Genomic DNA, 22128 nt, shown 5'->3' with positions numbered 1-22128 from the left:
TTCGGCTGGAATGGGGATTGGACGGCCCAAGGCTCAGGAAACCCGGCCCGCGCCGTCAGCGGGAGACACCGCAAAAATGACCGGTTCCTTGAATCCCGCGCGGTCAAAAGCATCCGTCACTGCCGCGCTGACGCGGTCGACGTCCTCGACCTGCACAAGCGCGATGGCCGAGCCGCCGAACCCGCCGCCGGTCATGCGCGAGCCCAGGGCTCCGGCCTCCCGGGATGAGTCCACAGCCAGGTCGAGCTCGGGGCACGAGATCTCGAAGTCGTCCCGCATGGAGACGTGGCTGGCATCCAGCAGCGGCGCGATGGCGCGCGGTCCATCGGTGCGGAGGAGCTCAACGGCGGCCTGCACGCGCGCGTTCTCCATGACGACGTGGCGCACCCTGCGGAACGTCTCGTCATCTAGCAGGCCTGAGGCCTCTCGTAGATCAGCTTCGCTCAGGTCTCGCAACGCAGGGACGCCCATGATGTCAGCGCCCACCTCGCAGGCACGACGGCGGGACGCGTAACCGCCGGTCGCGTGGGAGTGGCTGACGCGGGTGTCGATCACGAGCAGCGCCAGTCCGTCTTCCTTCATGGGCAGCGGAACAAGCTCCGCATGCTGGCTCCGGCAGTCTAGGAACACCGCGTGACCTTCCTTGCCCAGCAGGGACGCTGACTGATCCATCAGCCCGGTGGGCGCTCCCACCATCTCGTTTTCGGCGCGCTGCCCGATGAGCGCAAGCTCCGAACCGTTCAGTCCCAGCCGGTACAGCTCGTTTGCCGCCACGGCTACGGCGCACTCGATAGCAGCGGAGGAGGAAAGCCCTGCCCCCACGGGGACCTGCGAGTCGATCAGCAGGTCCATTCCCTGAAGCTCGTGACCGGCCTCCCTGAGCGCCCACAATACGCCCACGGGGTAGGCGGCCCAGCCGTCGACGTCGCCGGCCTTCAGTCCGGAGAGATCCGTGACCACGATTTCTCCGGATTCCGAGAACGTGGAGCTCACGCGGACGGCGGAGTCCTGCCGCACGGCAGCGGCCACCAGCGTGGCGCGGTCGATTGCGAAGGGCAACACGAACCCGTCGTTGTAGTCGGTGTGCTCTCCAATCACGTTGACCCGTCCGGGTGCCGCCCAGATGCCGGCGGGGACGGACCCGAAACGGTCCTCGAACTGCTGGGCGAGAGTCATACTGTTTCCTTCACTGCGGGGGTTGCGGCGCGGAGCGTGGCGGCTACCTGCTCCGGGGTGGTGTCGTTGATGAAAGCGCCCATTGCCGCCTCCGAGCCCGCAAGGAACTTCAGCTTGTCTTCCGCCCGGCGGGGTGAGGTGAGCTGCAGGTGCAGGTAGCCGGCTTCACGTAATTCGGGGACCAGGGGAGCCTGGTGCCAGGCTGCGATGTATGGCGTGGGCGTGCTGTAGATGCCGTCCACCCGGGCGAGGAGCTCGAGGTACACCGTGGTCAGCTCGTCCTTTTCCTCTCCGGTGAGCGCGGCGATGTCCGGAACATGACGGTGTGGCACCAGATGGACTTCCAGGGGCCACCGGGCGGCGAAGGGCACGAAGGCGCTGAAGTGTTCGCCCTCAAGGACCATGCGCTCGCCCGAGTTCCGCTCGGACCTCAGGACCGAGCCCATCAGGGTCTCCCGCCCGTCGACGGCGTCGAAGTAGCGCCGGGCTTCCCGGCCCATCAACGCCGCCCGTGGGGTCACGAAGGGGTAGGCATAGATCTGACCGTGGGGGTGGAGCAGGGTTACGCCGATGTCCGCTCCCCGGTTCTCGAACGGGAAGACCTGGCGAATTCCCTTCATCGCGGAGAGCGCTTCCGTTCGGTGTGCCCAGGCGTCTATGACGGTGCGCGCCCGCTGCGGCGGCAGGGACCCGAAGGAGCCTTCGTGGGAGGAATCGAAGGCGACCACTTCGCACCGCCCGAAGGCCGACGTCGTCGTTCCCCAGCCTGTGCTCCCGGACTGGAGGTCGGGCAGTTCGCCGAGGTCCGGGCCGAAGGACGAGAATCGGTTCTCGAAAACCACGACCTCGTAGTCGGAGGCGGGGATTTCGGAGAGGTTGTGTGCGGTGGAGGGGCACAGGGGACACTGATCGGCCGGCGGAAGGTGCGTGCGCGTTTGGCGGTGCGCGGCGACGGCAGTCCACTCGCCGGTCAGCGGGTCGTACCGCACGTCGCCGGTGCCCCCGCGCTGCGGCAGACCGCGATGGTCGACGACGGCGGCACCATCGCGGTGGAGGGCTGCCGATTCTTCGGTGGCGTCGAAGTAGATGAGTTCGCGCCCGTCGGAGAGACGCGTGGGGATTACCTGGGTCATGGTGTGTCCTGGGTGTGGGAGGGAGTGCTGCCTCGGGCGGCGAGGACGCTGGTAGTGAGTGTGTAGCGGGGGTCGGATGGCTGTGAGTCGGTCACGATGCAGGAGACCTGATCGACGCCGGCGATGCGGGCAAGGCTTACTGTCCCGAACTTGGTGGAGTCCGCGAGCACAACCAGCCGGCCGCACTGTTCGGCGAAAGCACGATTGGTGTCCGCTTCCGCCAGGTTGGGCGTGGTGATGCCGGCCGAGGCGTCGACGCCGTGGGCACCCATGAAGCAGATGTCCACGTTGAAGGACCGGACCGTGGAGGTGGCGATGGGTCCGACCAGCGCCTCCGAAGGAGAGCGCTCGCCGCCCGTGAGCAGAACGCTGACGCCGGGCGGGGCGGTCCGGTGCAGCTTGTCGGCCGCAGGGAGGGAGTTGGTGAGTACGGTCAGCGGCCCGGAAAGGTGTTCGACCAGTCGGTAGGTCGTGGTGCCGCCGGTCAGGGCGAGCGTCATGCCCGGTTGGATGAGCGTCGCAGCGGTCGCGGCGATGGACTCCTTGGCGTCCGTCCGTTGGTCCGCGTTGGCGCCGAAGCCCGGTTCGAGGGCATTCAGTGCGGTCCGGGATGTTGCCCCGCCGTGCACCTTGCGCAGGGCGCCCACCGCATCCAGTCCGTCGATGTCGCGGCGGATGGTCATCTCCGAAACGCCCAAGCTGTCCGCAAGCTCGCTCACCCGGACGGTGCGCTGGACGCCGAGCTTCGCCAAGATGGCGGCATGGCGGTCGGCTGCGAGCATTACGGCACTCCGTTTGCAGAAGAGAGGGAACCCCTAACAAAATACAACGAATCCGCACAATTTCAAACAGTCCGACGGAAGGAACCCGGATGGTGTTGTGGAAAGATTGAGTCATGACGCGTTCGACGCGGCGGAGTTCGCAGCCATCGTTCAAGGGCGCCTTTGCTGCGCCCGAGGAACGTCCGCTCGGTGGGGACGTCCCGTACGCGCTGGTGGTCAGTGCTGCGTGGGCCTGGCGCGTAGGTCTGATTCTGGTGGTGTCGACGGGACTCCTGTGGCTGCTCAGCCAGATCACCCTGCTCGTGATTCCCCTGATGATTGCCGGTCTCCTCGCCAGTCTCCTGGCCCCGGCGGTGGGCTTCCTGCGGCGCCGGAAGGTCCCGGGCGGAGTGGCTGTGGCCACTATTGTCCTGGGTTTCCTCCTCGGCGTCGCCGCCACCCTTTCGCTGGTAGGGCAACAGCTCGCCGTAGGATTCGCTTCGCTCTGGGGTGAGGCCCTGACGGGCATCCAGCAGGTCCAGGACTGGTTATCCGATGGCCCGCTGCGCCTCACCACCTCCCAGATCGACGGTTTCCTCGACGAGGTCGCCAGCGCGGTGGACAACAACAGCGGTTTGATCGTGAGCGGTGCCCTCTCCTTCGGTGAAGGCGCCGGATACTTCCTGGCCGGGCTGCTGCTGACGGTTTTTGCGCTGATTTTCTTCCTGCACGACGGCGATGCCATCTGGCGCTTCATCGCCGGCCTTGCACCGCGGCGTGCCCGAGCAGCAATCACGGGGGCGGGCCTGCGGGGCTGGACCTCCATGGCGAACTACGTGCGTGTGCAGATCCTGGTCGCGTTCATCGATGCCATCGGCATCGGGCTGGGCGCGGCGATCATCGGAGTACCGCTGGTGCTCCCACTCACAGTCCTGGTTTTTCTGGGCTCGTTCATCCCCATTCTTGGTGCACTTTTCACCGGAATGGTGGCGGTTCTGCTGGCCCTGGTGGCCAACGGGTGGGTCAATGCCCTGGTGATGCTCGCCATCGTGCTGGTGGTGCAGCAGGTCGAGGGGCACATCCTCCAGCCCTTCGTCATGGGCAGGGCCGTCTCATTGCACCCGCTCGCCGTGGTGCTGGCTGTGGCAGGCGGCTCCCTTGTGGCAGGCGTGGCGGGTGCCCTGTTCTCGGTTCCGTTGTTGGCAATCCTCAACACTGTCGTTCGCTATATTGCCAACCGCGCCTGGGAAACCGACCCTGCACTCGGTGTTCCCGCCCCGTATCCCGAACCGGGCGGCTCCATTACTCCTTCGTCCCGTCCATCCGGTGAGTTCGTCGAACCGGAACCCTCCACGAAAGAAGCGTCATCGTGACCACCGACCTCGCCCAGCTGGCAGTGACCCTCGAGGATGTCCTCGAAGCGCAGAAAATGCTCGACGGCGTCATCGCGTACACGCCGATCGAGGAGTCCCGCGCGCTCGGGCGGTTGACGGGCGCCAAAGTCTCGCTCAAGTGCGAGAACCTGCAGCGCGCCGGCTCCTTCAAGGTGCGCGGCGCCTACGTGCGGATGGCCCGGCTTTCCGCCGAGGAGCGCGCCCGCGGCGTCGTGGCCGCCTCGGCCGGCAACCATGCCCAGGGTGTCGCGGTCGCGGCTGCACGGCTGGGCATCCAGGCCCGCATCTACATGCCGTTGGGGGTCGCCTTGCCCAAGCTTGCTGCAACCCGGGGGCACGGTGCTGAAGTGGTGCTGCACGGCCACAACGTGGATGAAGCCCTGACTGAAGCCAAACGGTACGCCGATGAACACGGCGCGATCTTTGTGCATCCCTTCGACAATGTTGACGTCGTAGCAGGGCAGGGGACAATCGGCCTCGAGATCCTTGAACAGGTGCCCGACGTCGACACGATCCTCATGGGCGTTGGCGGCGGTGGACTGTTGGCCGGTGTGGCCGTCGCAGTCAAGGCTCGTGCACGGGAACTGGGCCGGGAAATCCGCGTGATCGGCGTCCAGGCGGAGAACGCCGCCGCCTACCCGCCATCGCTCGCCGCTGACGCCCTGGTTCCACTGACAAAGGTGTCGACCATCGCGGACGGCATCGCGGTGGGACGCCCGGGCCAGCTTCCGTTCTCGATCATCCGCGAGCTGGTTGATGACGTCGTCACCGTCAGCGAGGACTCATTGGCGCGCGCGCTGATCTTCCTCCTCGAGCGGTCGAAGATGGTGGTGGAGCCGGCTGGTGCCGTGGGCGTCGCGGCACTGCTGGACGGGAAACTCACCGAGAACGGCGCGAACCCGGGGAACACCGCCGTCGTGCTTTCGGGTGGCAATATCGATCCGATGCTGATGCTCAAGGTGATCCAGCGCGGACTCGCCGCCGCGGGGAGGTACCTCGTGGTGCGCATGCTGCTCGATGACCGCCCGGGCTCGCTCGCGACCATCTCCAGGATCATCGCGGAATCCGATGCGAACGTGACGGGGGTCGACCATACGAGGGTGGGCGGATCCATCAGCATGGGTGACGTGGCAATCACCATCAATATGGAAACGAAGGGCGAGGAGCACTGCGAGCAGGTGCTGAACAACCTGCGGGCTGAGGGTTTCCAACCCGTCGTCATCCAGGGCTGACATGCTGGCTAAGCGGGCACGCGCCGGTCTGATCACGGTCATCGTTTTCGCTGCAGTGCTGTGGGCGGTGCAGCTCCTCAATACGCTCACCGGCTTCTACCTGATCCGTGTGCTCGGCATCGAACCGCGCCAGGTGGAGGGGCTCGACGGCGTAATCTTCGCGCCGCTCCTGCACGCCGACTTCGGTCACCTTTTCAGCAACACCCTGCCGCTGGTGGTGCTTGGCTTCCTGGCCTTCCTCGAGGGGGTGAGGCGCTTTGTCATTGCGGTCTCGGCCAGTTGGCTCGCATCGGGCGTGGGCGTGTGGATCTTCGGGGGAGGGGTGACCATCGGGGCGTCCGGCGTCGTCTTCGGGCTGTTCGCCTACCTGCTGGTCCGCGGCTTCTACAACAGGGACTGGAAGCAGATCCTGCTCGCCGTGCTGCTCTTCGGGATGTACGGCTCGCTGCTGTGGGGCGTACTGCCGCAGTTCGGCTCGAATATCTCCTGGCAGGCCCACCTTTTCGGCGCACTCGGCGGTGTGCTCGCGGCCCTGATACTGAAACGGCGGCCGACCCCTGCCGGGACCGACCGCCGTCTGGCGAGCTAGCGTCGACTAGCCTGCGTAAGGCTTCGCCGAGAGGATCTCGACGGTAATTTCCTTGCCGTTGGGCGCGGTGTACTTCACGGTGTCTCCGGCCTTGTGTCCCTGGATCGCTGCGCCGAGCGGGGACTTCTCGCTGTACACGTCCATGTCGGTGTCACCTGCTACCTCGCGGCTGCCCAGGAGGAATGTTTCCTTGTCTCCGGCGATGTTCGCCTCAACCAGCATGCCGGGTTCCACGATGCCGTCATCAGCGGGGGATTCTCCGACGTGGGCGTTGTTCAGCAGTTCGGTGAGCTGGCGGATGCGGGCCTCGGCCTTGCCCTGCTCCTCCTTGGCTGCGTGGTAGCCGCCGTTCTCCTTGAGGTCTCCCTCCGAGCGCGCCTGCTCAATGCGGGCAACGATCTCGGTGCGGCCGGGGCCGGACAGGTGGTCCAGCTCAGCCTTGAGGCGGTCGTAGGACTCCTTGGTGAGCCAGGCGACGGGTGCGCTGTTGGTGGACACGATATCTCCTTAGGTACGTCGAAGCCCTGAGCGGGATTCGGCTGCGGCCTTTGCCGTGATGTGCGCATCAACAAGCAAAGACCCCGCCTGCGTGATGGCCTTTGTTCTGGACTACTCCAGTAAGAACCACGGCGGGGCGGGGCGGAACGTATCAGTCCATTATAGTCAGCATGGCCGGATAACCCAATAACGGCGCGGATCGCCAGCGCTTTCGACGCGACGTTACTCGGTGATCCAGCAGGCGTTGACCCCGCCGGTGACGCCTTCGGATTCGGTCCGGACCGGGGTGTTGTGGGAGGTGGTGCGGCCGTCGATGCTTGCTCCCGGGTTGCCGGGAGGGATGGTCACCACAGTCCAGCCGACAATGGCGTAAGACTCGTTCAGGACCTGCACGGCGCACTGTGCGGTGGCCGCCGGATCCTTGGTGACCTCGTAGTCCACGCGCGCGAGGTTCGGACCCTCGATGCTGAAGCCGACATCCTTGGATGAGACGGGCGGTGTTCCGGCGAAGAGACTGAACACGCCGGTGGCGACGACGGCGACCGCCAGGACCGTCCAGATCAGTAGGCGGTTCCGCTTCCGACGCTGCGCCGACGGTGTGCGCTGTGGCTTGGGGGCACCGTAGCGATTGGCTACTCTTGGTACTGGCGCGTGGTCGGTGCTCATCGGTTCAAGTTTACCAACCGGTACTTCAGTTCGTTCACCTCGTTTCCAGCCGATGGTCCAGCGGGATCACCGGCGTCGACAGACCAGGAAAGATTCAGGAGCCTTCAGTGTCCAGCCCGGATAACACCCCCGACGCGCCCTTCCTCCGCGCGGAGAACGACGGCGGCCTCCGCCTCCTTGCGGTGCACGCACACCCCGACGACGAATCCAGCAAGGGCGCCGCAACCATGGCCAGCTATGTCGCCGCGGGAGTATCCGTGATGGTCGCAACCTGCACGGGAGGCGAGCGCGGCGACATCCTGAACGCACAGATGGCCGACGTTCCGCATGCACTGCGCGACCTTGCCGGACTGCGCCGGCTTGAGATGGCGGAGGCAGCGGCCGCCCTTGGCATCGAGCACCGTTGGCTCGGATTCGTCGACTCGGGGCTGCCCGAAGGGGATCCGCTTCCGCCGCTTCCCTTTGGCTGCTTCGCGCTGCAGCCGCTGGAGCGCGCTGCGGCCCCGTTGGTTCGCCTGGTCCGCGAGTACCGCCCGCACGTAATCCTGAGCTACGACGAGAACGGCGGATACCCGCACCCTGATCACATCATGGCGCACCGGGTCGCGGTTGAGGCTTATGAGGCAGCCGGTGATCCGTCCCGTTATGAAGGACTTGGTGAGCCGTGGGAACCGCTCAAGCTCTACTACGACCGCGCCTTCAACCCGGAGCGGTTCCGTGCCCTGCACTTCGCGCTCGAGGAAGCGGGCCTGCAGTCGCCCTACGCCGAGCGGATCGCCGCCTGGCTGGAGGCTGACGCCGAAGGCCACCAGCCCGCGCGGCCCACCCACCCTACGACCACGCAGATCGACTGCGGGGACTATTTCGAGCACCGGGAGCGCGCTCTGCTGGCGCACCGCACGCAGGTTGAGCCGGAGGGCTTCTTCTTCGCGGTCTCCGCGGATCTGCAACGCAAGGTGTGGCCGTGGGAGGACTACTCACTGATTCACTCCCGCGTACCGCACGAACTGCCTGAAACGGACTTCTTCGCGGGCATAGAATAAGTCCTGTGGGCTGTCCCGCTCCGGGACATTTCCGCCGTAGATACTCGTGAAAGTGGTGCTCTGGAGTGTTCTCCCTGCTGAACCTGGCCGCAACCGTGACGCCTGCGCCGGGTGATGAGCCCTCGCTGCGCCCGGGGCTGGATCCCACACAGGTCACTCCCGGCCTGCTGGGGTTCCTGGCCACGCTGTTCCTGGTGATCGCAGTGATCTTCCTGATCCGCGATATGACCCGCCGGATCCGCCGCGTGCGGTACCGCGAGATGGCCAACCTCGAGGCCGAGGAAGCAGCCGCCCGGAAGGCTTCCGGGAATGGAGGCGCCGCTCCTGACCCGGCAGCCGAGGCATCTGACGGCTCCGGCCGGCGCCGCACTCCCGGCGGCAAATACGGCCCCGACGCCCCATAACCATGGCTGACCGGCTGCGCAGTGAGGCTTCCGCTTATCTGCGTCAGCACGCCGACAACCCGGTTGACTGGTGGCCCTTCACCGAAAGTGCCTTCGCCGAAGCTGAACGCCGGAATGTCCCGGTCTTTGTCTCGGTAGGGTATGCCGCCTGTCACTGGTGCCACGTCATGGCCCATGAGTCCTTCGAAGACAGCGCAATCGCCGATTACCTGAACGCTCACTTCGTCTCCATCAAGGTGGACCGGGAGGAGCGCCCCGACGTCGATGCTGTCTACATGGCCGCCACCCAGGCCATGACCGGGCAGGGCGGGTGGCCGATGAGCGTCTTCACGCTTCCTGACGGCCGGGCCTTCTTCGCCGGTACCTACTACCCGCCGGTTGCGGTGCAGGGCAGGCCGTCATTTCGCCAGATCCTTGAGGCGATTACCGACGCCTGGACGGGACGCCGCACTGAGGTCGAGAACAGCGCCGCCCAGCTCGCCGACAACCTCGGAGAGGCCCGTCGGCGCAGCGGGGGCCTGCTGCGCCTGCGGAACGAGAGCGGTGGGCCGGCGCCGGAGGAGACACTCGCCGCCGCCGTCGCAGCGCTCGAGGCCCAGGAGGACCCCGCCTACGCCGGTTTCGGCGGGGCGCCCAAGTTCCCGCCGTCGTCGGTGCTTTCCTTCCTGCTGGCCAGAGCCCGTTCAGACGACGACGGCACGTCCGCCGCGCTTGCCGGCCGCACGCTCGAGCGTATGGCGGTCTCGGGGATCCACGATGTGCTGCGCGGTGGATTTGCCCGCTATGCGGTGGATCAGGCGTGGGCGGTGCCGCACTTCGAGAAGATGCTCTACGACAACGCGCAGCTCATACGCGTCTACGCCAGCTGGGCGGTGCAGGCGGAAGACCCGGAGCAGAGGGCGCTGGCGGAGCGGACGGCCCGCGGCATCGCCGGCTGGCTTGAGGCCGAACTGCAGTTGCCCGGTGGTGCATTCGCTTCTTCGCTCGATGCCGACACCGTGATCGAAGGCCGACGTGTGGAGGGTGCAACCTACACCTGGAGCGCCGCGCAGGTGCAGGCAGTACTCGGAGACCAGGCAAAGCCTGTGCTGCAGCTGTTCAACACGGAGGAAGGGCAGGTGGAGGACGGAGCGTTCACCCTGCACGCCGGACGTCTGTGGAGCGCCGGGGAGCAGGCGCTGTGGGAAGAGGCAGCGCCGTCGTTGCTGGCATCGAGGCTCGATCGGCCGCAGCCGGAGCGTGATGACAAGGTTGTGGCGTGCTGGAACGGCCTGGCCGTCGGTGGACTCGCGGACGCCGGGGCGCTGCTCGGAGACGCCGGGATGCTTCGCCTGGCCGAGGGCGTCGCGCGCTATCTCCTGCGGGTCCACTGGGACGGTGCCCGGCTTCGCCGGGTGTCGCACTCCGGAAGCGCTGCGGCCGTCGAGGGGTTGCTGGAGGACTACGCCGGAGTGGTCGACGGGCTGCAGGCCCTCTACGCGGCGACGGGCAACACGGAGTGGTTCGAGGCAGCGGAGGACATCCTCGGGGTCGCGTTGGAGCGGTTCACCGGTGCTGACGGAGCCGTGGTGGACGCCGCGGACCTGGACACTCAGCTGCGTTCGGCACAGGGGGAGCAGAACGCGGCCGATCCCTTCGACAACGCCACTCCCTCGGGCGTCGCCTTGCTGGCCGGCGCGCTGGTGACGTCAGCGGCATACACCGGTTTGATCGAGCGGCGTGCCCGGGCCGAGGCCCTTGTTGCCCACGCGGCGGTGCTGGCACCGCGCGTGCCCCAGGCGGTGGGGTGGGCGCTGACGGTCGTGCAGTCCGCGGTCAATGGGCCGCAGGAGGTGGCCGTCGTCGGGCCTGCCGGTCCGGAACGGGATGCTCTCGTAGCGGCCGTGCGGCGCAATGCGAAAGCCGGGGCGGTGCTGGCGGTCGCGGATGAAATCGACGTGACCGGCGAGCGTGCCCCCGGCGTCGTGCCGTTGTTGGCAGGCCGGACGGCAGGGAACGACGGCGCTCCGCTGGCCTACGTGTGCGAGGCGATGGTATGCCGGCGTCCCGTTGCGGGCGTGGCCGAGCTGGTGGCGCTGCTGCGCGGCCAGCCTCCGGGCCCTGCTCCTCAGAATTGGTCCTGAAGGTCGGATCCGGCACCGTTGGTCCCCGGCGAAGGTACTAGTGCTGTACTGAAGGACCAGATGTGTGCGCAGCGCCGCCGGGGATCTAGCGGATGGGATCCATGACAGCGATCAGGATCGCCATGAAGTGCGAGGCGAACGCGGCAACAGTGAACGCGTGGAACAGCTCGTGGAAGCCGAACCATTGCGGACTGGGGTTTGGCCGTTTCAGGCCGTAGATCACGGCACCGGCGATGTAGAAGACGCCGCCCACAATAATCAGGACCGTCGCCGGTACGCTAGCGGCCAGGAAGTCGGGCAGGAACAGCAACGCCGCCAGTCCCAGGGCAATGTAGATCGGGACGTATAGCCACCGCGGCGCGTTCACCCACAGCACGCGGAAGAGGACTCCCGCAATAGCACCGCACCAAATCAGCCACAGCAGGAAGACGGCTTTGTCCTGCGGCAGCAGGGCCCAGGACAGCGGCGTGTAACTTCCCGCGATCACCAGCATGATGTTTGTGTGGTCAAGCCGCTTAAGGATCACCTTGGTGCGTGGTTGCCAGTTGCCGCGGTGGTAAACGGCGCTGACGCCGAAGAGCAGGACGCCGGTGAAGGCATAGATGGCGGAAGTGATCTTTCCCGCCGTCGTGGGTGCGAGCGCGATGAGCAGGATTCCCGCGATGATTGCCAGCGGCGTGGCTCCCAGATGAATCCACCCGCGCCACTTCGGTTTGATGTTCAGCGCGTCGGCGGCCCGTTCGACGGCGGATTCCACGGGTCCGTCGACAGGAGCCGACTCGTCCGGGTTCTGCGGGGAATTGGGCGCACCGGACGGAGGGAAAACGCGTCGGCTCATGCCCGGAATTCTAGCGGACCACCGACTAAGTTACTAATGAGTAACAAGTGCTTTCCGTCGTCGTGCAGTACGTGCCGGTACGGTAGGACATGAATCCTAGCTAGCTGATCGAAGGACAGGTGGGCGCTGCCGTGAAGTTTCCGTCGTTTGCCTACAACTACTACGAGCGCAAACTCCAGCGGTCCCTGGCAGCCGACCGCATTCCCCACCACATCGGCGTCATGGTCGACGGCAACCGTCGGTGGGCAAAACTGGCCGGAGCACCCACCCGGCACGGCCACCAGGCCGGTGCGGACAAGATCCTCGAGTTCCTGGGTTGGTGCCGGGAGCTGGGCGTCGAGATGGTCACGCTCTACATGCTCTCCACCGACAACATGAACCGTTCTGCCGAGGAAATCGAGCAGTTGCTGGACATCATCGGGAACACCCTCGACCGACTAGGTGAAACCCGTAAAGTGCGCGTCCAACCGGTGGGGGCGCTTGACCTTCTCCCGGAACACCTCGCCTCGAAAGTCACTGAACTTGCCGGGCGCACAGCCTCCATCGAAGGACTCCATGTCAACGTCGCCGTGGGTTATGGCGGTCGGCGCGAGATCGTCGACGCCGTCAAGGAGCTGTTGCTTCAAGCTGACTCCGAGGGATCGACCCTCCCGGAAGTTGCGGAGAACCTGACGGTCGGTCAGATCTCCGAGTACCTGTATACGCGCGGACAGCCGGACCCCGACCTCGTGATCCGCACCTCGGGGGAGCTGCGACTTTCCGGCTTCCTCATGTGGCAGAGCGCCTACAGCGAGTTCTATTTCTGCGAGGCCCTCTGGCCGGATTTTCGCCGCGTCGACTTTCTCCGAGCTCTTCGAGATTACGGGCGGCGCCAGCGGCGCTTCGGCTGCTGAGCCGGCCCCCGCAGCGTTACCCAAAGTTCAGCCGGGCTTCGCGCGACACGCGCTTGAAGCGACTGCCGACGTCGTCGTTTGCGGGCGTAATGTCAGTTCCATCGATCGGCACCCGCCGACCGAACGGGAAGGCCACCTATGCAGGCAACGTGCCCAACAGCACACGCACTAAAAAGGGGAGGCCGTGCGCGGCCTTCTGGCCGGCCCGCCTCACCCAAGCCCTAGATATTCTCGGGCGCGAGCGCCCGGGGAAGTGGAGTTGAAGTGGCCACATCTCGCCCAACACAGGCGCCAGCAACCGACACCACCCAGGCCCGCCCGGCAGCGCAGGATGAACTCCTCGCAGCGGCGGGCCTTTCTGTTGTCGAGAGCCTTGGCAGCCGCAGCTACGTTCTGGATACGTCCGTGCTGCTGTCAGACCCGCGGGCCATCACCCGCTTCGCCGAACACGAGGTGATCCTGCCGATCGTGGTGATCACGGAGCTCGAAGGCAAGCGTAACGACCCTGAGCTGGGCTACTTCGCCCGCAAAGCGCTACGGCTCCTTGACGACCTGCGGGTGAAACACAACGGGCTGAACCAGGCCATTCCGTTGGGTACCGAGGGCGGCACCCTGCGCGTCGAACTCAACCACGTCTCCACCGAGGTGCTGCCCGTCGGCTTCCGCAGCGGGGACAATGACTCACGCATCCTCGCCGTCGCCAAGAACCTCTCGGACGAGGGGCGCAACGTGACCGTGGTGTCCAAGGACCTGCCGATGCGCGTCAAGGCCTCCGCCATGGGCCTCCAAGCGGATGAGTACCGCAACGAGCTCGTGAAGGACTCCGGCTGGACCGGGGTGGCGGAACTGGACACGCTGGACGACGACGTCGACACCCTCTACGCGCATGAGCCCGTCTTCCTCCCGGGAGCCGCGGAACTGCCCGCCAACACCGGCGTCATCCTCCACTCCGGGAAGGGCTCGGCCCTGGGCCGGGTCGGCGCCGACAAGCAGGTGCGGCTGGTACGCGGTGACCGCGACGTTTTCGGACTGCATGGTCGGTCCGCGGAACAAAGACTGGCCATCGACCTGCTGATGGACCCCGAGGTGGGAATCGTGTCGCTGGGCGGCCGCGCGGGAACGGGAAAGTCCGCGCTGGCGCTGTGCGCGGGACTGGAGGCGGTGCTGGAGCGTCGGGAGCACCGCAAGGTTGTTGTGTTCCGTCCCCTGTACGCGGTCGGTGGTCAGGAGCTTGGTTACCTGCCGGGGAGCGAGAGCGAGAAGATGAATCCGTGGGCGCAGGCCGTCTTCGACACGCTGGGCGCGCTGGTGTCGCAGGAGGTCGTCGAGGAGGTCATGGACCGGGGCATGCTCGAGGTCCTGCCGCTGACCCACATTCGTGGCCGGTCCCTGCATGACTCCTTCGTGATCGTTGATGAGGCGCAGTCACTAGAGAAGAACGTGCTCCTCACCGTGATGAGCCGGATCGGCCAGAACTCGAAGATTGTCCTGACTCACGATGTGGCGCAGCGGGACAACCTTCGGGTGGGCCGGCATGACGGCATTGCCGCCGTCGTCGAAACCCTGAAGGGGCACCCTTTGTTCGGGCACATCACGCTGACGCGGTCCGAGCGCTCGCCGATCGCGGCCCTGGTGACGGACCTGCTGGAAGGCGCCGAGGTCTAGCTCCACAGGATCCTGCTCATCCCGTGGCGGGTCAGCCGACCTGCCACGGGATATGCTCCCGGACATCGGTGAGTGTCGGTGGGGCGTCGTTGAACAGGTCATCGATCATGTACTCGTTCACCCCTTTGATGGCAAGGCGGTGGCCGCACCCCTGAAGGGGGCCATCGAGCGCAGTAGTTGAGACGCAAATGGCGGTCGCGACATCGACCACCACCCGCGTCCGCCCCTGTCCGATCAATGGGCGGCCGGGCGTGAACGGCTGGTAGGAGATGTTCGGGGTAGCGGTGGCGGCGAGCACGCGGCGGCCCTCGTAAATCTCCTCGCCAAGGTCGTCAAGTTCGACCCGGTTCGCGAAAGGTGTCTCGTACGGGACCGGGGCATCACCGGCCAGCTCGACCGGGTCGAGCATCGCCGCCCACCGCGGGTCGCCGAAGACCGGTTCGCCATAGGCGGCCTTCGGCCTGCGGTGCACGTAACCCACCTCGTTGTAGACGGGCGTAATCAGGCTCGGCGCCACAAGCCACGAACTCTTGCTCGAACTGACGTAGAACGAGTCACGGGAATGCTCGGTCCCCGTGCTGCTGTGGAGAAGCGCTCCATCCGCCGTTTCGACGCGCAGCGCCGCAGGTCGACGCACCCAGGCGCGCAGGGGATCCGACTCCCCGTCCGTGCTGATCCACGACACTGAGAAGCGCACCGTTTCCCAGCGCCACGGCGAGGAACGGCAGAGGGATCGGAAGACGCTCGCCGGGGTCGAACCGCTGGAAGCGGACATATCCACAGTGTAAGCCCGGCATGTGAGTCAGGGCAGGAGATTCAGCTACGGTAGGCACATGCTGGCGCTGATGGGGGAGTACTGGGACACGGCTCCCGTGGCATTCTGGCTATGCGCCCTCGCATTGATCCTGCTCGCGGTGGTCGGAATCTGGCTCAGTGTCATCGACATCCGAACCCACCGACTGCCCAACCGCATCATTTTCCCGTCTTACCCTGCCGCGGGCGTGCTGCTCATCGCCGCGGCGTTCGCCGCCCAGGACTGGGGGAGGCTGGTGTCCCTTGCCGGCGGGGCAGCGGTCCTGTGGGTCTTCTACTTCATCCTTCGCCTCATCTACCCGGCGGGCATGGGCTTCGGCGACGTGAAGCTGGCCGGCGTGCTGGGACTGTACCTCGGCTTCGTCGGGTGGTCGTTCCTGTTGTGGGGAACCTTCGCGGCGTTCCTGCTCGGGGGCTTGTGGGGCGTCATCCTCATCGTCAGCAGGCGGGCGAATGCGAAGACGGCCATTCCGTTCGGGCCGTTCATGATCGTCGGAGCGGGCGTTGTCCTCGCATTAGGCTGAGAATCATGCCTACCCCTGACTTCGTCCAGGACCTGCGTTCCAAAATCGGCCACGACCCGCTGTGGCTCCCCGGAGCGGCGGCGGTGGTGTACGACGACGACGGTCGCGTCCTGCTCGGACGCCGCGCCGACACCGGCCAGTGGACGCTCATCACCGGGATCATCGATCCCGGTGAGCATCCCGCGCAGGCAATCGTCCGGGAGGTTCAGGAGGAGACCGGGGTAGCGGTCGAGGTGGAGCATCTGGTGAGCATCGACGTCGTCGGGCCCATGACGTTTCCCAATCAGGACGTATGCACCTTCCTGAGTCTGGTGTTCAGATGCCGTTACGTCTCAGGGGCCGCCCGCGTGAATGACGACGAGTCCATGGACGTGCGCTGGTTCAGTCTCGATGACCTGCCGGACCTGAACCCGCTGCACCGCAAGCACGCAGAGAACGCGCGCTACTCGACGGGCGTCCCTGACTTCGAACGCTGATCGCTAGGGGTTCCTGGATCGCCCGTGCCCCTGCTCGGCGCTGCGGCGAGTTCGCGTTCCAACCGTCCCACCTCTGCCCAACCCGTCTAGGAAACGTTTTCTGAAATATGTGCTCACCCCTTGAATGTGACAGTCCTCACCATTAGGCTGGTCCTCGTTGGTCTCCGTGAATCGTTTCATTGCACCCAGGAATCCTGTCCTTTTCTCGTGCCCTGTTGCTCTCGGTCGGCCCATGAACCACCCCAAATTTCACTGTCGAAACCACAAGGTGTGATGCCATGACCCCCGGAAATCCCCGCCCGCACTCTGTGCGCGCTCTTATCGCAGGAACCGCTATTGTCGGTCTCTGCTCGGCTACAACGCCGGCCATAGCGGCGGAGGAACCGCTCAACAAATCCTTCGACTTCGGAACAGCCACCAGTCCTGTCGCGGACGGGTGGACCGGCGTCACGGAAACCACCAAGTACTCCGCTGAAGCCGGATACGGGATCGTACCGGTCGATGGAGCAGCGCCGGTATCCCGTAACCGCGCTTCGGACCCGGTGGACCCGCTCAACAACGACTTCGTCCTTGGCTCGGCGTGGGGCTTCGCGGTGGACGTTCCCAACGGCGCTTACAGTGTCCGTGTCCTGTCGGGTGACCAACTCGCCGGAACGAGCACGACGACGACGAACGTGAGCCTGGAAGGCGTACCCGCGGGCACCATCAAGTCCCGTCAGGCTGTCTCCGAACAAACGTGGCAGACAACTGTCGAGGACGGTCAGCTGACCATCGACCTCACCGGCGTCGGTGCCGGTGCATACGTCAACGGAATTCAGATCACTGAAGCCGAAGTGGCACCGGAACCCGAGCCGGAACCGGAGCCGGAAGAACCGGTTTCGACTCTTGCCGCGCCCCAGTCGGTACGCATGTCGCATGTAACCGCTGCCGGTGTCACCCTGCGCTGGAATGAAGTCAGCGGAGCCACCGGCTACGTCGTGAGCCGGTCCGACACCGTTGACGGCACCTACACCAAGGTTGCGGGAACCGGCGACCGGACGGTTTACCTGACGGATGCCGTGGATACGACGAAGGTCCACTACTACAAGGTCCAGGCACGCGGGGCGGACGGTCTCTCGAAGCCGTCGGCTGCCGCCGCATCCAGCTTGAGCACAGACGCTCCAGCCCTTCCTGACAACGGCGTGCTGTCGCTCGACCTCGGAAACGGGGCGACAGCGGCCGGTGCCGTGCGGGTGGACGCAACCAGCGCCTACACCGCTGAGAACCGCGTGGGCTTCGTCGATGTGAGCCAGGTCAGTGCAACCGACCGTGGCGGCGAGAACGCTGCGCGCTCGGACTTCGTCACGGTAGGTGACACGGAACTCGTCGTGGACCTGCCCAACGGCAACTACACGGTGGATCTCATCGCCGGTGATGCGCAGGGCGCGACGGATATCGCCATCACGGCCGAGCAGATGGCAAAGGTGCAACGCACCGAGAAGCTCGCGGGCCAGTACCTTGAGATGGGATTCAACATTGCCATCGTGGACGGCCAGCTGAACCTCGAGTTTGCAGGCGCGGCCGCGAATCTGAATTCACTCGTGATCACCCAGAAAACGCCGAATGAAGCCGGTACCGAGCCGACCGCGTGGATCACCGGTGACTCCACGGTTCAGAGCTACACCGCTGACTACGTGCCGCAGGCCGGCTGGGGCCAGATGATCGAGCGGTTCCTGTCCGATGACGTCACCGTGGAAAACAAGGCCATCGGCGGACGCAGCGCCAAGAACTTCATCAGCCAGGGTCGCCTGGATGAGGTGCTGTTGAACGTCAAGCCCGGCGACTACCTGTTTGCCCAGTTCGGCCACAACGACAACAGCTATGGTGTCGACGACCGCTGGGCCGCCCCGGGCGATTACTACGAGTATCTGCGTACCTTCGTGGACGGCGCCAAGCAGCGCGGCGCTACTCCGGTGATTGTCACGCCGGTATCCCGCCGGTCCTACAACGCAGAAACCGGTGAAGCGAACGTATCCTTCCCGGACTACGTTGCCGCCGCGTCCAAGCTCGCCGCCGAAACGGGAACCCCTCTGGTCGACCTTTCGGCTTCCAGCCGCGCCTACCTCACGGAGATTGGGCCGGAAGCAGCAAAGTCAGTCTTCCTGCACGTACCTGCCGGCGTCTACGCGAACCGGCCGAACGGCACCGTGGACGACACCCACTTCCAGGAGTACGGTGCCATCCAGATGGCGCGCCTCGTGGCGACCGATGTGGCAAAGCTCGACATCCCGCTCGCCTCGGAGGTCGAGTCGGTTGAACCGCCGGCAGAGGTGCCCGCAGCGCCGACCGGTCTTGTCGCAGGCAGTGTTTCCAACGCGGGAGCACAACTGACCTGGGACGCAGTCGACGGCGCTGACATCTACAAGGTCTTCAGCAAGAAGGCCGACGCCGGTGAGGACGCCTACGTCCTCATCACCACCTCCACGTTGCCGCTGGCTTCAGTCGGTGGCCTTGAGGAAGGCCAGTCCTACGACCTTCGTGTGGTGGCCGTGAACGGGCGGGGCGACTCCGCGCCGTCGGACGCTGTCCGGGTCACTACCAAGGCGCCGCTGTACAAGTTCGACGTTCAGCTGAAGGGTAATCCCCTCATGCCCGGTTACACCGAGGTGAGCCAGGCTTCGGTCTACACCGCAGAAGCCGGCTGGGGATGGCTTGATCCCGCAGGGATGGCCGGCCGTGACCGCGGGATCAACTTCGATCCTGCACCCACCGACCTGGAGCGCGACTTCCTCCTGCCGACCCCGGACCACGAGTTCGTGGTTGACGTTCCCAACGGCAGCTACGCCGTGAAGACGTACAACGGCGACTGGATCGGCACCAGCCGCTCCAACGTCCAGATCGAAGGCAAGGACTTCGGTTCCTCCAACGCCGGTCGCGCCGCGGTGTCGCAGAAGATCAGCCAGCCGGTTCTCGTGACCGATGGTCAGATCAACCTCGTCATGACGGGTGCTTCCTCGCGCCTCAACGGCATCGAGATCACTCCGCTGTTGCTGGCTCCGACCAAACTGGCCGCCGACGACGTCGTTATCGACGGCAATGAGGTGGCGGTGTCGCTGAGCTGGACCGGCAATGACGACGCCGTTGCGTACCGGGTCTACCGGCAGTCGGCCGGTGCCAAGGCAGAGCCGCTCGGTGACGTCGAGGGCACGTCCTTCGTGGACACGACAGCCGACATCGGCCTTGAGTACACCTACACCGTCGTCGCGCTCGATGCGGCGGGCGCGGAGTCCGTGCCCTCCAACGCGGTCGAGCTGACCACCGTCGATCCCGATGTTGAAAAGGCACCGGTTCCGACCGGCCTGACCCTTGGTGACGTCAACAAGAACGACGTGACCGTCAGCTGGAAGCCTTCCGAAGGTGCGCTGTTCTATCACGTGTTCCGTGCCGATCCCCAGGCGGACGGTTCCTTCAGCGAGATGCAGCTGGTAGGGCGTGCAGAGGACACCACGTTCACTGACACGGACGTTCTCACCACTGTGGAGTACAAGTACGCGGTGGCAGCGGTGAACGCAGGCGGCGTCTCGGCGCAGTCAGAGACTGTTACCTCGCCGGCAGTCACCACGCTGGTGCGTCAGGCCGAGCGTCTCGACCGCTCACCGGTGGCCGTAGCCTCCGGTGAGGGTGTGTACCTGGGCTGGCGCATGCTTGGACTGGATCCCGAGGAGATCGGGTTCCACGTCTACCGCAACGGTGACCGGATCACCACCGAGCCGGTCACGTCCAGCACCAACCTGCTGGACGCCGAAGGCACAGCCGATTCGACGTACCGCATCAGCACCGTCATGAACGGCACCGAGCGCTGGGCCACCGAGGACTTCGCGGTGTGGGATTCCCAGACCCTGGACGTTCCGCTGGATAAGCCGGCCGATGGCGTCACCAAGGACGGCCAGCCGTACAGCTACCGGGCCAACGACGCCTCCATTGGTGACGTCGACGGCGACGGACAGTACGAGATCGTGCTCAAGTGGGATCCGACCAACTCGAAGGACAATTCCTCGGCAGGCTACACCGGCAACGTCTACGTTGACGCCTACGAGCTTGACGGAACCCGCCTGTGGCGCATCGACCTCGGCAAGAACATCCGGGCAGGCGCACACTACACGCAGTTCCAGGTGTTCGACCTTGACGGGAACGGCACCGCCGAAGTGACCATGAAGACCGCCGACGGAACCGTGGACGGGACGGGCGCCGTCATCGGCGACGCCCGCGCCGACCACCGGAACTCCGGCGGCTACGTCCTGACAGGTCCGGAATTCGTCACGGTATTCAACGGCGCCACCGGTGCAGCGGTCGACACGACCGACTACATCCCGGCACGCGGCGATGTTGGTTCATGGGGGGACACCTACGGCAACCGCGTAGACCGTTTCCTCGCCGGAGTCGCCTACCTGGACGGCGAGAAGCCGAGCGTTGTCTTCAGCCGCGGCTACTACACCCGCGCAGTGATCGCAGCGTACGACTTCGACGGCACCACGCTGACACCACGGTGGACCTTTGACTCAGACGAGTCAGGGGACCAGTACCGCGGACAGGGCAACCACCAGTTCTCGGTTGCCGATGTCGACGGCGACCAGAAGGACGAGATCGTCTTCGGTTCCATGACCATCGACGATGACGGCACCGCCCTCCACAACACGGGCCTCGGGCACGGTGACTCACTGCACGTGTCGGACTTCGACCCGACGCGGAAGGGGCTCGAGGTATTCGCAGCGCACGAAGACATGGGGTCCTCGGGTAACAAGGGCGCCACGTACCGTGATGCTGCAACGGGAGAGATCATCTGGTCCATCCCCGCGACGAAGGACACCGGCCGCGCGGCCATGGCCGACATTGATCCCAGGCACCCCGGTGCCGAGGGCTGGGCCGTCGGCGGAGACGCCGCATGGAACTCTCCGGTGGGGCAGCTGCGCGCAAGCAACGGCGACCTGATCGCGGAGCAGATCCCGGCGGCGAACTTCCTCACCTGGTGGGACGGAGACCTGCTTCGGGAGATCACCGACCACGAATGGACCGAGGCCACCCGCACGGGTGTTCCGACCATCTCCAAGTGGAACTACGAAACCAACACGGAGGACGTTCTTTACCGGGCCGAAGGAACCGTCACGAACAACGACACCAAGGGCACACCGGCCCTGCAGGCGGACCTGTTCGGCGACTGGCGCGAAGAGATCGTCACCCGCACCGACGATTCCACCGCCCTGCGTATCGCCACCACGGTGAACGTAACGGACCACCGGCTGCGCACCCTGCAGTCGGACCCGGTCTACCGCCTGGGTGTTGCATGGCAGAACACCTCCTACAACCAGCCTCCGCACACTTCGTACTTCCTCGGGGAAGGCATGGAGAAGCCGAAGGCGCCGAGCATCGCCTACACCGGCGAGGAGCCGGCACCGGGTGAGCTCGTCAAGCCGTCCTCCACGCCGGATGCTCCGGTGAAGGATGACCTGACGGACGAGAACCAGCTGGATCTCGGCCTGGCCAAGCAGAAGTTCCCCCGTGGAGCGTCGGAGGTCGTTCTCTCGAATCTGCCTGTGGAGGGGTACGTGCACGTTTACCTCGGCCAGGCAGCGCTCGGCTGGCACCTCGTGAACGACGACGGCACCGTCACCATCACCACGCCGGAGGGCACCCGGCCGGGAGGCAACCGCGTGGCTGTTCAGTCCGCCGCCGGAGAGTTGCTCGGCTGGGACCGCCTGGTGGTGGTGGGGCCGGCCCGCTAACGCCACGTTGACCTGGCAGGACACGCGCCGAATGGCCCGCCATACGGGGTGTGTCCTGCCAACTCACGGAGGTTCGATTCGTTAATCAGCGAGGGCCCGCCATGGATAGTGCTTCCATGGCGGGCCCTCGCTCGTTTGTGT

General features: G+C 65.6%; 18 protein-coding genes. 11 read left to right on the top strand and 7 right to left on the bottom strand.

The window, feature by feature from the left end; translation table 11 throughout:
- Positions 1 to 33: 33 nt before the first annotated feature.
- The 3 genes from galK to AC5RU3_RS12400 are packed head-to-tail and all read right to left on the bottom strand — an operon-like array spanning position 34 to position 3091.
- Complete coding sequence (gene galK, locus AC5RU3_RS12410) at positions 34 to 1176, bottom strand: galactokinase (protein WP_493965736.1); 1143 nt, start codon at positions 1174 to 1176, stop codon at positions 34 to 36.
- The gene (galT, locus tag AC5RU3_RS12405) at positions 1173 to 2309 is read right to left on the bottom strand and encodes a galactose-1-phosphate uridylyltransferase (RefSeq protein WP_493965735.1); all 1137 of its coding nucleotides are present in this window, start codon (positions 2307 to 2309) and stop codon (positions 1173 to 1175) included. Before galT ends, galK begins: the two co-directional genes overlap by 4 nt.
- Positions 2306 to 3091 (bottom strand): DeoR/GlpR family DNA-binding transcription regulator, encoded by a 786-nt coding sequence (locus tag AC5RU3_RS12400; protein WP_493965734.1) that lies wholly within the window; start codon positions 3089 to 3091, stop codon positions 2306 to 2308. The genes galT and AC5RU3_RS12400 overlap by 4 nt, the downstream gene beginning before the upstream one ends.
- Positions 3092 to 3204: 113 nt before the next feature.
- On the opposite strand from AC5RU3_RS12400, the gene AC5RU3_RS12395 reads away from it, so the two are divergent.
- The 3 genes from AC5RU3_RS12395 to AC5RU3_RS12385 are packed head-to-tail and all read left to right on the top strand — an operon-like array spanning position 3205 to position 6285.
- A complete protein-coding gene (locus AC5RU3_RS12395; RefSeq protein WP_493965733.1) occupies positions 3205 to 4443 on the top strand; it encodes an AI-2E family transporter in 1239 nt (412 codons plus the stop codon).
- A gap of 56 nt (positions 4444 to 4499) precedes the next feature.
- Positions 4500 to 5696: a threonine ammonia-lyase gene (ilvA, locus tag AC5RU3_RS12390; protein ID WP_493966029.1), complete on the top strand. Its 1197-nt coding sequence runs from the start codon at positions 4500 to 4502 to the stop codon at positions 5694 to 5696.
- 1 nt (position 5697) lies between these two features.
- Positions 5698 to 6285: a rhomboid family intramembrane serine protease gene (locus AC5RU3_RS12385; protein ID WP_309072420.1), complete on the top strand. Its 588-nt coding sequence runs from the start codon at positions 5698 to 5700 to the stop codon at positions 6283 to 6285.
- Positions 6286 to 6291: 6 nt separating this feature from the next.
- Here the strand turns inward: AC5RU3_RS12385 and greA are convergent, their stop codons facing one another.
- Positions 6292 to 6786, bottom strand: coding sequence for a transcription elongation factor GreA (greA, locus tag AC5RU3_RS12380; protein ID WP_309072426.1), 495 nt, complete (start codon positions 6784 to 6786; stop codon positions 6292 to 6294).
- Positions 6787 to 7005: 219 nt separating this feature from the next.
- Complete coding sequence (locus AC5RU3_RS12375; RefSeq protein WP_309124521.1) at positions 7006 to 7449, bottom strand: DUF4307 domain-containing protein; 444 nt, start codon at positions 7447 to 7449, stop codon at positions 7006 to 7008.
- Between the two features lie 107 nt (positions 7450 to 7556).
- On the opposite strand from AC5RU3_RS12375, the gene mca reads away from it, so the two are divergent.
- The 3 genes from mca (at position 7557) to AC5RU3_RS12360 (ending at position 11019) form a co-directional block, all read left to right on the top strand.
- Complete coding sequence (gene mca / locus AC5RU3_RS12370) at positions 7557 to 8492, top strand: mycothiol conjugate amidase Mca (RefSeq protein ID WP_458116682.1); 936 nt, start codon at positions 7557 to 7559, stop codon at positions 8490 to 8492.
- 65 nt (positions 8493 to 8557) lie between these two features.
- The gene (locus AC5RU3_RS12365; protein WP_309072423.1) at positions 8558 to 8896 is read left to right on the top strand and encodes a hypothetical protein; all 339 of its coding nucleotides are present in this window, start codon (positions 8558 to 8560) and stop codon (positions 8894 to 8896) included.
- 2 nt (positions 8897 to 8898) lie between these two features.
- Entirely contained in the window at positions 8899 to 11019 is a 2121-nt protein-coding gene (locus AC5RU3_RS12360) for a thioredoxin domain-containing protein (protein ID WP_493965732.1), read from the top strand.
- A gap of 85 nt (positions 11020 to 11104) precedes the next feature.
- Here the strand turns inward: AC5RU3_RS12360 and trhA are convergent, their stop codons facing one another.
- Positions 11105 to 11857, bottom strand: coding sequence for a PAQR family membrane homeostasis protein TrhA (trhA, locus tag AC5RU3_RS12355; protein ID WP_458116685.1), 753 nt, complete (start codon positions 11855 to 11857; stop codon positions 11105 to 11107).
- A 131-nt stretch (positions 11858 to 11988) separates the two neighbouring features.
- On the opposite strand from trhA, the gene AC5RU3_RS12350 reads away from it, so the two are divergent.
- Both AC5RU3_RS12350 and phoH2 read left to right on the top strand, forming a co-directional pair.
- The gene (locus AC5RU3_RS12350; RefSeq protein WP_309124577.1) at positions 11989 to 12750 is read left to right on the top strand and encodes an isoprenyl transferase; all 762 of its coding nucleotides are present in this window, start codon (positions 11989 to 11991) and stop codon (positions 12748 to 12750) included.
- A 264-nt stretch (positions 12751 to 13014) separates the two neighbouring features.
- Positions 13015 to 14415: an RNA 5'-3' helicase PhoH2 gene (gene phoH2 / locus AC5RU3_RS12345; RefSeq protein WP_375164455.1), complete on the top strand. Its 1401-nt coding sequence runs from the start codon at positions 13015 to 13017 to the stop codon at positions 14413 to 14415.
- 31 nt (positions 14416 to 14446) lie between these two features.
- On the opposite strand, the gene AC5RU3_RS12340 is transcribed toward phoH2, so the two are convergent.
- Positions 14447 to 15190: a hypothetical protein gene (locus tag AC5RU3_RS12340; protein WP_493965731.1), complete on the bottom strand. Its 744-nt coding sequence runs from the start codon at positions 15188 to 15190 to the stop codon at positions 14447 to 14449.
- Positions 15191 to 15248: 58 nt separating this feature from the next.
- Here AC5RU3_RS12340 and AC5RU3_RS12335 point away from each other — a divergent pair, with 58 nt between their 5' ends.
- From AC5RU3_RS12335 to AC5RU3_RS12325, 3 genes are all read left to right on the top strand, one after another.
- Positions 15249 to 15752 carry a prepilin peptidase gene (locus tag AC5RU3_RS12335; protein WP_309070478.1) on the top strand — a complete coding sequence of 168 codons (504 nt, stop codon included), beginning with the start codon at positions 15249 to 15251 and terminating at the stop codon, positions 15750 to 15752.
- A 5-nt stretch (positions 15753 to 15757) separates the two neighbouring features.
- Positions 15758 to 16228 carry an NUDIX hydrolase gene (locus tag AC5RU3_RS12330; RefSeq protein WP_309070479.1) on the top strand — a complete coding sequence of 157 codons (471 nt, stop codon included), beginning with the start codon at positions 15758 to 15760 and terminating at the stop codon, positions 16226 to 16228.
- Between the two features lie 278 nt (positions 16229 to 16506).
- On the top strand, positions 16507 to 21987 hold the full coding sequence (locus AC5RU3_RS12325) for a rhamnogalacturonan lyase family protein (protein ID WP_493965730.1): 5481 nt from the start codon (positions 16507 to 16509) through the stop codon (positions 21985 to 21987).
- Positions 21988 to 22128: the final 141 nt, after the last annotated feature.

It is taken from the genome of Arthrobacter sp. MDB1-55, assembly GCF_059092925.1.
The sequence above is the reverse complement of the archived record's forward strand: the minus strand, read 5'-3'. Positions and strand labels throughout refer to the sequence as shown.